The following is an 11645-nucleotide window of genomic DNA, read 5'->3' on the forward strand; positions in this document are numbered from 1 at the left end:
AAAATCACGCGTCCGGGTGCTTGGGGGGTGTTCCGTCAACGCTGCCGGACGCTTTTCGTTTTTTGTTTTTACAGTGGGGCTTATGAGAGCCTTGCACCTCCCGGATACAGAGCGGACGCATCCGGCGGCGCTTCGCTGAGCACGACTGCACGGCGTTCCATTTCCGCGTAGCGCAGCAGGAAGGTGCCGCATTCGATCTGCAGCGCGCCGTATAACGGATCGCGGATATAAAAATAGTCCGCGTCGTAGCCGCATACCACAAGACAGTGCAGGTTTTTGTAGGGATGGTAGACGGAGCTGTCTGAATACAGCCGCCAGGAATAATCGCTGTACACCAAGGGCTCAAAGCCGATGGTCGCCCAGACCACCACCGGCCGTCCCTGAGCGATGCTCCTTCGGAGCACGTAACCGTCCGCGCCGCTGATATCCACCGCGCGCAGCGTGCTGTCCTGTTCCGCAAGATAACGGTTTGCTCCTTCGGCCACGGCAGGGGCCAGGCAGTAAAAGCCGAACAGCGCCGGATCGCCTGCGTAGGCGGAGGCAGGGTCCGGCCCGTAGGTGGAAAACCAGGTGTAGGTGAAGTCTGAGCGGGGGATATAATCGTATGCAACGGAGAGCTTATCGGCGGCAAATCCATAATATTGCAGCAGCATTGTCAGCGCGGTGGCTTCGCAGCCGTTGGGCATTTCGGGCCACTGGTAAACAACGGGGACGTCCAGCAGAACGGCCTCCGGCAGAGGCGGACCCAGAGATTCTTTCCAGGCGCGCAATGCTCCTGCGAAGGAATATCCCGTCGCGGCATAAGCGGCGGCGGGCAGGGGGCGGGGACGAAACCCGGCGCCGAACAGCACGGCACAGGCCAGTATGAGCAGAATGGATTTTATTCCGGCGCGCATGCCGCGCACCCTCCTTTCCGTGGCCGTCCGTCCGCCGCAGTGCGGCGCGGGGGCCTTCCTTTTAACATAATACAAAAAACGGCGACACACAAGCAAGCGCGGGGGATTTCCACATTTTTTCACAGATCTTCAGTATTCACGGGCACAGAAAAGCCCCGCCCGAAATGCGCGGGGCGGGGCTGCGGCATTCTGATTGAAAACGGCGGCGCTCATTCGGCCAGAGCTGCGGTGCAGCGCGTGCCGTCGAACGCGCCCAGCACCGCGTGCACGATGCCGCCCTGTCTGTGCCCGGGGGCCTTCAGCAGGACGGGGACATACTCCCGGGTGTACCCGGTGAACAGCGTGTTGTTCACCGGCTTTTCCAGCAGCACCTCGACAGGACGTCCCTCCATTCCGGCGATGACTCGAGCGCGCACAGCGTCCGCCTCGGCCTGCAGCCGGTGGCTGCGGCGCGCTTTTTCTGCTTCGTCTATCTGGTCCGGCATATCGTAAGCGGGCGTGCCGGCCCGGCGGGAAAAACTGAACACATGCACCTTCAAAAAGCCAATCTCACGGACAAAGGCCGCGCTCTCCTCAAAATCCGCCTCGGTCTCGCCGGGAAACCCCACGATGATGTCCGTGGTGAAAGACGCGCCCGGGAACGCGGCCCGCAGCTTTTCCACCACTGCGCGATAGCCCGCGGTGTCGTAAATGCGGCGCATGCGCCGCAGCGTGGCGTCGCAGCCGCTTTGCAGCGAAAGGTGGAATTGGGGGCACAAAGCCGGAACGCGTGCCATGCGGGCGATCATTTCTTCTGTCATAAGGTCAGGCTCCAGGCTCCCCAGGCGAATGCGGCGGATGCCCGGCACCTGCGCCGCCTTTTCCACGATCTCGGCCAGATCTGTTCCGGTGTCCCGGCCGTAGCTGGAGAGGTTGATGCCGGAAAACACCACCTCGGCGTATCCGCCCTTTGCCAGTGCGGCCAGCTCGCCGAGGATGCTTTCCTCGGCGCGGCTGCGCACGCTGCCCCGGGCGCGCGGAATGACACAGTAGGCACAGCGCCGGTTGCAGCCGTCCTCTATTTTCATGAAGGCACGGGTATGCCCCTCCAGACGTTCCATGGGAAGTTCCTCGAAGCGTTCGGATTTTTCATGGGGCGCAATGTCCACAATACGGCCACCCTCCTGCAAAAAGCGCAGCACGTTGTCCAGCACGCGGCGGCGCGCGCCGGAGCCTGTGATGATGTCCGCTTCTTCCACAGCCAGCGCTTCCCCGGGAAAGGCCTGAGGAAAGCAGCCCGTCAGCACGGTCACCGCGCCGGGGTTCCGCCGCTTGGCGCGGCGCAGCCACTGGCGGCTTTTTTTGTCGCCGCCCGCCGTCACGGTGCAGCTGTTCACGATGTACACGTCCGCTTCCCCGCCGTCCGGCGCGGGCTCGAAGCCGTTTTCATAAAAAAGCTGGGCCAGCGCGCCCGTTTCGTTCTGGTTCACCTTGCAGCCCAGCGTATAAAATGCAACCTTCAAAATTTCACCTCAGATCAGGCCGCGTCCGAAACGCAGGGCGGTTTCCCGGCGTTTTGGAGCGGCGGTCATGAAGCTATTATACAGAAACCGCGCCGAAATCACAAGAGCAGTGCGGACATCCACGCATGCGGGGCGCGCATGTTTCATATAGATGATTGAAAGACCGCGAAACTGAGGAGGATGGTTATGATGGAACGGAAAAATGGGATGCGGCTGCCGGCAGTCGTTTTGCTGGCCGCGCTTGCCTTTTCGTGCTTTGCCCCTGCGGCGCTGGCCACAGCGGAGGAGCCGCCCGAGGATCTGCCCGCAGCAGTATCCGCGCAGGACGGCGCACAGGAGGAAACAACGCTGCCCGGCGCAGACGCCGCACAACAGGACAGCGCCGCGGGGACGGGCGCGGCCAACCCGCACGAGACCATTGCCACGTCGGTGCAGGAAAACCCGCGCTTTGCAAAACCGCAGTTGGATATCCCGTGCCGCAACGCGATCCTCATTTCCATCGACACCGGCGACATCCTGTATGAAAAAGAGCCGGACGCCGAGGTGCCCATGGCGTCTATCACCAAGATCATGACGCTGCTGCTCACACTGGAGGCGGTGGAGGCGGGGAAGATTTCCATGACGGATATCGTACCCATCAGTGAGCATGCTTTTAATATGGGCGGCAGCCAGATCTGGCTGGAGCCGGGCGAGCAGTTCACTCTGGATGAGCTTATCAAGGCCATCTGCGTGTGCAGCGCCAACGACGCGGCGGTCGCCGTGGCGGAATTTGTGGGCGGCTCCGAGCCGGTGTTCGCCGAAATGATGAACGCCCGCGCGGCGGAGCTGGGCATGACGCATACCCGTTTTGTAAACGCCTGCGGCCTCGACGCCGAGGGGCATTATTCCAGCGCGCGGGACGTGGCCGCCATGTCTCTGGCGCTGCTGCGCCATCCCAAAATACTGGAATATTCCGGAATCTGGATGGATACGCTGCGGGGCGGCGAGACGCAGCTCACCAACACCAATAAAATGCTTAAGAGCTATGCGGGGATCACAGGCCTCAAAACGGGCACCACCAACGGCGCGGGAGTGTGCATCTCGGCCAGTGCGGTACGGGGCGGTATGGGCCTGCTGGCCGTGGTGCTGGGCTCTCCCTCCAGCAAGGAGCGTTTTGCATCCGCCACGGCAATGCTGGATTATGGCTTCGCCACGTTTGAAGCCGGCGCATTTCCCCAGATCGCCGGGCGTGCGGACACGCTGCGTGTGACGGGCGGCGTGGAACAGCAGGTGGCGCTGGATTACACCGTGCCGGAAAAGATGCTGCTGAAAAAAGGCGAGGGCCAGACGCTGACGGCGGCCGTTGTGCTTCCGGAAAAGCTGGACGCACCTGTGGCGGCAGGCACGCAGGTGGCTTCCGTAACGCTGAAGGCGGGGGAAGAAATACTGGGTGAATATCCCGTCACCACCCGCAGCGAAGTACCGCAGATGGACTGGGGCACGGCCTTGTCACTTCTTACAAAAGCGCTGTTTACATTGTAGAAAATACACAATATCGGCTTGACACCCGCCGCCCTATCCTATATATTTAGTATATATCAAACGAATGGTTGGAGGCGCTTTCAATGAGTGTCAAAATGAATGGCAGACACCTTGCAAAATTCGTCGCGGACGATGAATTCGACGCGATTTTCCCGCAGGTCAGCCTGGCACACGAAACGTTGCACGGCAAGACCGGCCCCGGCAGCGATTTTCTGGGCTGGGTGGATCTGCCGGTGGATTATGATAAAGAAGAATTCGCCCGCATCAAAAAGGCTGCGGCAAAGATTCAGTCCGACAGCGACGTACTCGTCGTCATCGGAATCGGCGGCAGCTATCTGGGCGCCCGCGCCGCCATTGAAGCGCTGAAGGGAACGCTTTACAACAACACCTGCAAGGGAACGCCGCAGATTTTTTATGTGGGCAATTCCATCAGCCCCGCCTACCTGCAGAGCGTGCTGGATGCCTGCGAAGGCAAGGACATTTCCGTGAACGTCATTTCCAAATCCGGCACCACGACCGAGCCGGCGCTGGCGTTCCGCATCTTCAAGGCCCTGCTGGAGAAAAAGTACGGCAAGGACGGAGCGAAAGGCCGTATCTACGCCACAACGGACAAGGCGCGCGGCACGCTGAAAGAACTTTCCACAGACGAGGGCTACAAGACATTCGTTGTGCCGGACGATGTGGGCGGCCGCTATTCGGTGCTGACGGCTGTAGGCCTGCTGCCCATCGCCGCCGCGGGCTGCGACATCGACGCGCTGATGGCGGGCGCCGCCAAAGCACGGGAGGAACTGGCCGTGTGCAGCACGCAGAATGAATGCTACCGCTATGCTGCGGCGCGCAATATCCTGTACCGCAAGGGAAAGAGCGTGGAACTGATGGCTTGCTATGAGCCGAATTTCACGATGATGAACGAGTGGTACAAACAGCTTTTCGGCGAGAGCGAGGGCAAGGACCAGAAGGGCCTGTTCCCCGCCAGCGTTATTTTTTCCACCGATCTGCATTCCATGGGCCAGTTCGTGCAGGACGGCGCGCGCATCATGTTCGAGACGGTGGTGGACATCAAACAGCCTCAGCGCGATTTGTACATTGAAAAAAGCGCAGACAACTTCGACGGCCTGGATTTCCTGGCCGGGCAGGATATGAGCGTGGTGAACCGCAAGGCGATGGAGGGAACTATTCTGGCCCACACCGACGGCGGCGTGCCCAACATCATTCTGGAGGTCGACAGCCTGACGGAGGCCGACCTTGGCTATCTGATTTATTTCTTTGAGAAAGCCTGCGCCATCAGCGGTTATATGCTTGGGGTAAACCCCTTTAACCAGCCCGGCGTGGAAAGCTACAAGAAAAACATGTTCGCCCTGCTCGGCAAACCCGGCTACGAGGCCCAGAAAGCAGAGCTTGAGGCGAAACTTCGTTAATCACACCGGACGGTGTTAAAATAAAGGAGGCTATTCCTATGATTCAATTGATTGTTGGTGGCAAAGGCTCCGGCAAAACGAAAAAGATGATCGACATGATCAACGATTCCGCGAAAACCACCCCCGGCAATATTGTATGCATTGAAAAATCCATGAAGCTCACGTATGATATTGACCACGCGGCGCGCCTGATCGACGTTGACGAGTATAAAATTTCCGGTTACGACATGCTGTACGGCTTTATCGCCGGCATCCTGGCAGGCAACTACGACATCGTGGAGGTCTACCTGGACGGCGTGCTGAAGCTGGGCAACCACGATCTGGATGGCCTCGGCAAGCTGCTGGACGAACTGAACGTGCTTGCGGGCGACGGTGTAAAAGTCGTTGTCACCGTGTCGGCGGACATGGACGTCCTGCCTGAGAGCGTCAAAAAATACGCATAAGAATAAACGCCATCAAGGGCAGGGGGCGCGGCAGGCCGCGCCCCCTGTTCCTGTGAGATTCGACGCAAGTTTTTGTGCAAATGGTCTTGACAAGCCCCCATATTATGGGTATAATAACTAGGCGACCTTTGAGGAGGCTCATCATGCTGCTTGACATCAAAAAGATTTTCGGTACGTATGACGAGCCTGTCACCGCAGCGCTGGAACTGGATCTCTCTGAAGAAGATTTCCCGGGATATACAGTGCCGGGCACGGTGGAGGCGCGCATCACTGCAACGCTTCAGGGGCGGATGCTTGAGATCGCGCTGGATATCACCGCGGATGTGGCGTTTGCCTGTGCGCGGTGTCTGGAAGAACGTACGCGGCGGTTCCATGTCGTAAAGACATATTGCGTGCGCGAGGCGGATCTGAGCGACCCGGATGCGGAGCTTAGCTTTACGCCCGACGGCAAGCTGGACGTAAGAGAGCTTGCGTACACCGAGCTTGTGCTCGAAGTGCCCACCGTGCTGCTTTGCAGCGACGATTGTGCAGGGCTGTGCCCGGTTTGCGGCAACCGAAAACCATGCTCTTGCAGGCATGAAACCAGCGGTTCCGTGGACGAAAGGCTTTCTATATTGAAACAACTGCTCAACGATTAGATTCACATCATGAGGAGGTGCTTATAGTGGCAGTACCCAAGAGAAAGGTTTCCAAGGCAAGACGTGATAAACGGCGCTCCTCTGTGTGGAAGCTTACCGCCCCCACGCTGACAAAGTGCACGCAGTGCGGCGAATACAAACTTCCCCACCAGGTATGCGGCAATTGCGGCTACTACAAGGGCAAGGAAATCGTCAAAAAGGAAGCGTAATCAGCTTCCCGCAAAAGGAGAGGGAGCGATCCTTCTCCTTTTTATTTTTGCCGCAGAAGGAGGCGGGCACATGGCGGTAAAGATCACGGGCGCGGACAGGGGTACCCCTGCAGAGCAGGCGGGCCTTGCCGGCGCCACGCTGCTGTCCATCGACGGCAACGAGATCAACGATATGCTGGACTATGAGTTCTTTTCCTCCGGCCCGAAGCTGGAGCTGGCCCTGGTGCGGGGCGCGAGGCTGGAATATGTTTGTGTGGAAAAGGATGAGTATGCGCCGCTGGGGTGCGCTTTCGAGAGCTACCTCATCGACAAAAAGCACTCCTGCCGCAACAAATGCATGTTCTGCTTCATCGACCAGCTCCCCAGCGGCCTGCGGGAGACGCTGTATTTCAAGGACGATGACGAGCGTCTGTCTTTTCTGTTCGGCAATTATATCACGCTGACGAACCTGAACGCCCACGAAGTGGAGCGTATCAAAAAAATGCACATCTCGCCCATCAACATTTCCGTGCATACCGTGGAACCGGAGCTGCGTGTGAAAATGATGACGAACAGGCACGCGGGCGAGGTGCTGAAATACATCGACGAGTTTGCCGGAGCGGGCATTGAGATGAACTGCCAGCTTGTGATGTGCCGCGGCGTCAACGATGGCGGGCACCTGCGCAAAAGCCTGGAAAAGCTGGGCGGCCTGTACCCGGCGGTGCGCAGCATCGCGGCCGTGCCCACGGGCCTGACACGCTACCGCGACGGCCTGTATCCGTTGGAGCCGTACGACAGGGAGAGCGCCTGTGAGGTGCTGGATATCCTTGAAGAGTACGGTGAAAAATATAAGCGGCAGTACGGCGTGCGCGTGGTGTATCCCGGCGATGAATGGTTTCTGTTGGCGGGCAGGCCCATCCCGCCGGATGAATATTACGATGATTATGTACAGCTGGAGAATGGCGTAGGCATGTGGCGCTTGCTGCACGATGAGTTCATGAACGCGCTGCCGGACCAAAAGCATACGCTGCTGCCGCGCGCCATCGATGTGGCCACGGGTACGCTGGCCTATCCGCTCATCCGCATGCTGGCGGATACGCTCCAGAGCCTGCACCGCAACGTAAAGGTGACGGTCCACTGCATCCGGAACGATTTTTTCGGCGGGAACGTCAGCGTTGCGGGCCTCATCACCGGCACAGACCTGATCGCACAGCTGAAAGGGAAGCTGCGCAGCCATACGCTGGGCATCCCCGAGGTGATGCTGCGGGAGGAAAAGGACAAATTCCTGGACGACGTTACTGTCAAGCAGCTGGAAAAGGCGTTGGGCGTGCGCGTGCGCATCCTGCCGCAGAACGGCGGGGAGCTGCTGAAAGCCCTGCTGAAGTGAGAAAACTGCGGAAGCCTGATACAAAAGAAAGGAAGACCTATGGGAAAACCCATCGTAGCCATCGTGGGGCGGCCGAATGTCGGCAAATCCACATTGTTCAATAAGCTGGTAGGCCAGAGGCTGGCAATTGTCGAAGACACTCCCGGCGTCACGCGGGACCGCCTGTACGGCAACTGCGAATGGCAGGACCACCGTTTTCTGCTCATCGATACCGGCGGCATCGAGCCAAAAGCGGACGACGTGCTGCTGCGTCATATGCGCGGGCAGGCGCAGCTCGCCATCGATACTGCGGACGCCATCCTGTTTGTGACGGACATTCGCAGCGGCGTCACCGCGCAGGATCAGGACATCGCGGCCATGCTCATGCGCAGCGGCAAGCCTGTGTTCCTTGTGGTAAACAAGGTAGACGGTGTGGGCGAGCCGCCCATGGAACTGTATGACTTTTATTCGTTGGGCATCGGCGAACCGTATCCGGTTTCCTCGGTGCACGGCCACGGCACGGGCGACCTGCTGGAAGCGGTGTGCGCCTGCCTGCCTGAAAATGAAGATGGAGAGGATGAGGACGAGCGCATCGGTGTGGCGGTCATCGGCCGCCCCAACGTAGGCAAGTCCAGCCTGGTCAACCATATCCTGGGCGAGGAACGCATGATCGTCGCCAACGAGGCGGGCACCACCCGGGACGCGGTGGACAGTGATGTGGACAACCGGTACGGCAAATTTACGTTTATCGACACTGCCGGCCTGCGCAAACGCGGCAAAGTGGAGGACGGCGTGGAGCGGTACAGCGTGCTGCGCAGTCTGGCGGCCGTGGAGCGCGCCAAGGTGTGTGTCATCATGATCGACGCCACAGAGGGCTTTACCGAGCAGGATTCTAAGGTGGCGGGCTTCGCCCACGAGCAGGGCAAGGCGTGCATCATTGCCGTCAACAAATGGGACGCGGTGGAGAAAGACGATAAGACCATGGATGTACAGCGCAAAAAGCTGATGAACGATTTCAGCTTTATGTCTTACGCACCCATCATCTTCATTTCGGCAAAAACGGGCCAGCGTGTGGACCGTTTGTTCGAGCTGATCAAGTTTGTGGACAGCCAGAACGCCATGCGCGTGACCACGGGCATGCTGAACGATCTGTTGGCCCGGGCTACGGCGCGCGTGCAGCCGCCCAGCGACAAAGGCAAACGCCTGAAGATCTACTACATGACCCAGATCGCCACGCGCCCGCCCACGTTCGTCTGCTTCTGCAACTCCAAGCAGCTGTTCCATTTTTCTTACGCGCGTTATATCGAGAATCAGATCCGCGAGACCTTCGGCCTGGAGGGGACGCCCGTGCGCATCGTTATCCGCGAGCGCGGGGAAAAGGTGTAGCTGCCCGTACAGGGCCGGAAGAGCGTGCCGCGCGGCACGCCGGAACAAAGGCGGCGGGCGGTGTGCCCGGCGCTGAATACAGGAGGGATTACCGATGCTGCAAACCGTGCTGTGCGGCGCGGCATGTGCTGCCGCCGCGTATCTGCTTGGCTCTCTGAGCTTTTCCATCATCGTGACAAGGCTTTTGTATCACAAGGACATCCGCACCTTCGGCTCCGGCAACGCGGGTATGACCAATGTGCTGCGCACCTTTGGAAAAGGCGCGGCGGCGCTCACCATTGTGGGCGATATCGGAAAAGGTATCCTGGCGGTGCTGCTGGCGAAATGGGCGTTCGGTGCGTTTACGGCGGCAGACCCTATCTACGGTGCCTATATCGCGGCGTTTTGTGCGGTTCTGGGGCATGTGTACCCGGTATATTTCGGCTTCAAGGGCGGCAAGGCTGTGTCTGTGGCCACGGGCACGATCATTGCCATCAAGCCGGTGCTTATTTTGCCTTTGTTGGCGGTGTTTTTTATCGTGTTCCTGTGCAGCAAAATGGTTTCTCTGGCAAGCATCTGCTGCGCGGCGGCGTATCCCGCCGTTACATTTCTGTACTTTCATTTTGTGGCTGGGCGCGACGTCGTGCTTACCACTTGCTGCGCGGCGTTCATCGGCGGATTGGTTATATGGCTGCACCGGAGCAATATCCAGCGCATTAAAAACGGGACGGAATACAAGTTCGGGCGGAAGAAAAAATAAAGACGGGCTTTTGTCATCCGGCAGATTCACTGCAGGAGCTTGGCAACGCTGATTTTATAAGACGATCAAAGCGCACAGACGGAGTTTTCCGTCTGTGCGCTTTGATTCAGACTGTCGAAAAAGGCAAAGAAGGAAAAGAAGAGTCCGGGGAAAAAGCTTGAAAAAGGGGTGGTGAACCCCTTTTTCATTTAAAATGACCCCGCGCCGTGCGCGGCGAACGGGGCCAAAGGCCCTGTTCGTAGGCAGCTTGGCGCAAAAGCGAAGCTTTTTCGGCAAGCTGGATTAAAGCGCACAGACGGAGTTTTCCGTCTGTGCGCTTTGATTTTACAAAAGGGTACAGGTGTTGTATAGTAAACGGTAGAGCAATATCGGAGAAAAGCGATAGGGAAAATTATAGGAAACGGGGATAGTCAAAGATGAGCGGAAAGCTTAGAATCGGAATTATCGGCTGCGGGGACTTTTTGCGGCTGCGCGCTGCCGATTTGCTCAGCAGCCGGCAAGTCGAGGTGAAGCTGTTGTATTCTCCGGTGAACAGCGCAAATGCGGAACGGTATGCGGAGATTTTCGGCGCGAAGGCGGCAGACAGCCCGGAGGCGATTATAAACGATCCGGAGATAGATGTAGTGTGTGTGTTTGTGCCGCCGTTTGCACGGAAAGAATATGTTCTGGCGGCGGCGAAAGCCGGAAAGCAGATCGTTGCCACAAAACCGTTGGCTGCGGACCTTTCAGACGCACGGGAAATGACCGAGGCGGTGGAGCAGGCGGGGGTGCGGTGTGGTGTGATTTATCGCAGAACCAATAATCCGGTTATTGAAGCTTATAAAGAAATATTTTCAGGAGGAGAATTCGGTAAGCTGGCGCTTTACAAGCAGGATTGGCTCCACCACTATCCTACGTGGAACCGCTGGGCCACGGACCCCCAAAAAAATGGTGGCCCATTCATGGACGCTATGCTGCATAATTTGAATGCGGCGCGCTATTTGATGGGCCGGAGGGTTGTGGGAAGGGTCTTCTTTTCAGATGACCACACACACTCGCTTGCATGTGATGATACACAGTTTTTAAAGGTGGATTTTGAGCAGGGGGCTTCGGCGCATCTTTTCATCACATGGGCAGCGGAGCTTGCTGTATATGACAGCGCAAAAAACGACAGGGAACACATTGATCAGTGCTTTATGGTCACTGACCAAGGATGGCTGTTCCGGAATGAAATACGAGAGGGGAAAGCTGTAATTACGGCGACGCGAAACGGCTTGGAAAAAGACTTCCCGGTCATACCGTTTGAAGAAACATTTTTTGACCGTTATGCCAAGGAGATTAAAAACAGAGATATACTTCCCGCAGACCTGCCGGATATCCGCGAGGCATATGAAGATTTAAGGATTTTACTGGAGAATTGAAAGAGCAGGAGTACACGGTACAGTTTAGCGCTGGGGAAACATATGGTATAATAACCTCAAAGCTGCCGCTTGCGCGGCCGCGCGTGTGCAAGGCACACGCCCCTGTGCTGGCGCACAGAGTTTTGAGAACATTGAACCATGCAAAACC

General features: G+C 58.0%; 11 protein-coding genes. 9 read left to right on the plus strand and 2 right to left on the minus strand.

Annotated features, from left to right (window positions below; all coding sequences use genetic code 11):
* Positions 1–80 precede the first annotated feature (80 nt).
* Together IIY41_RS11935 and mtaB are read right to left on the minus strand one after the other, a co-directional pair.
* Entirely contained in the window at positions 81–896 is an 816-nt protein-coding gene (locus IIY41_RS11935) for a C39 family peptidase (RefSeq protein WP_055080687.1), read from the minus strand.
* Positions 897–1105: 209 nt separating this feature from the next.
* The gene (gene mtaB, locus IIY41_RS11940; protein ID WP_055080688.1) at positions 1106–2398 is read right to left on the minus strand and encodes a tRNA (N(6)-L-threonylcarbamoyladenosine(37)-C(2))-methylthiotransferase MtaB; all 1293 of its coding nucleotides are present in this window, start codon (positions 2396–2398) and stop codon (positions 1106–1108) included.
* Between the two features lie 186 nt (positions 2399–2584).
* Here mtaB and IIY41_RS11945 point away from each other — a divergent pair, with 186 nt between their 5' ends.
* The 9 genes from IIY41_RS11945 to IIY41_RS11985 all read left to right on the plus strand — a co-directional run bounded on the left by IIY41_RS11945 (position 2585) and on the right by IIY41_RS11985 (position 11497).
* Positions 2585–3919 carry a D-alanyl-D-alanine carboxypeptidase family protein gene (locus IIY41_RS11945; protein ID WP_050005612.1) on the plus strand — a complete coding sequence of 445 codons (1335 nt, stop codon included), beginning with the start codon at positions 2585–2587 and terminating at the stop codon, positions 3917–3919.
* Between the two features lie 83 nt (positions 3920–4002).
* Positions 4003–5337: a glucose-6-phosphate isomerase gene (locus IIY41_RS11950; protein ID WP_154522806.1), complete on the plus strand. Its 1335-nt coding sequence runs from the start codon at positions 4003–4005 to the stop codon at positions 5335–5337.
* Positions 5338–5375: 38 nt separating this feature from the next.
* Complete coding sequence (locus IIY41_RS11955) at positions 5376–5780, plus strand: hypothetical protein (RefSeq protein ID WP_009325425.1); 405 nt, start codon at positions 5376–5378, stop codon at positions 5778–5780.
* Positions 5781–5923: 143 nt separating this feature from the next.
* Positions 5924–6418: a YceD family protein gene (locus IIY41_RS11960; RefSeq protein WP_055080690.1), complete on the plus strand. Its 495-nt coding sequence runs from the start codon at positions 5924–5926 to the stop codon at positions 6416–6418.
* Between the two features lie 26 nt (positions 6419–6444).
* The gene (gene rpmF / locus IIY41_RS11965; RefSeq protein WP_009325427.1) at positions 6445–6627 is read left to right on the plus strand and encodes a 50S ribosomal protein L32; all 183 of its coding nucleotides are present in this window, start codon (positions 6445–6447) and stop codon (positions 6625–6627) included.
* 70 nt (positions 6628–6697) lie between these two features.
* The gene (locus IIY41_RS11970; RefSeq protein ID WP_205485068.1) at positions 6698–7993 is read left to right on the plus strand and encodes a DUF512 domain-containing protein; all 1296 of its coding nucleotides are present in this window, start codon (positions 6698–6700) and stop codon (positions 7991–7993) included.
* A gap of 39 nt (positions 7994–8032) precedes the next feature.
* Positions 8033–9358, plus strand: a complete 1326-nt coding sequence (gene der, locus IIY41_RS11975; RefSeq protein WP_055080692.1) for a ribosome biogenesis GTPase Der — start codon at positions 8033–8035, stop codon at positions 9356–9358.
* A 94-nt stretch (positions 9359–9452) separates the two neighbouring features.
* Positions 9453–10097 (plus strand): glycerol-3-phosphate 1-O-acyltransferase PlsY, encoded by a 645-nt coding sequence (plsY, locus tag IIY41_RS11980; protein ID WP_117460598.1) that lies wholly within the window; start codon positions 9453–9455, stop codon positions 10095–10097.
* A gap of 416 nt (positions 10098–10513) precedes the next feature.
* Entirely contained in the window at positions 10514–11497 is a 984-nt protein-coding gene (locus IIY41_RS11985; protein ID WP_134108318.1) for a Gfo/Idh/MocA family protein, read from the plus strand.
* Positions 11498–11645: the final 148 nt, after the last annotated feature.

It is taken from the genome of Ruthenibacterium sp. (assembly GCF_017421385.1).
Classification (GTDB): Bacteria; Bacillota; Clostridia; order Oscillospirales; family Ruminococcaceae; genus Ruthenibacterium; species Ruthenibacterium lactatiformans.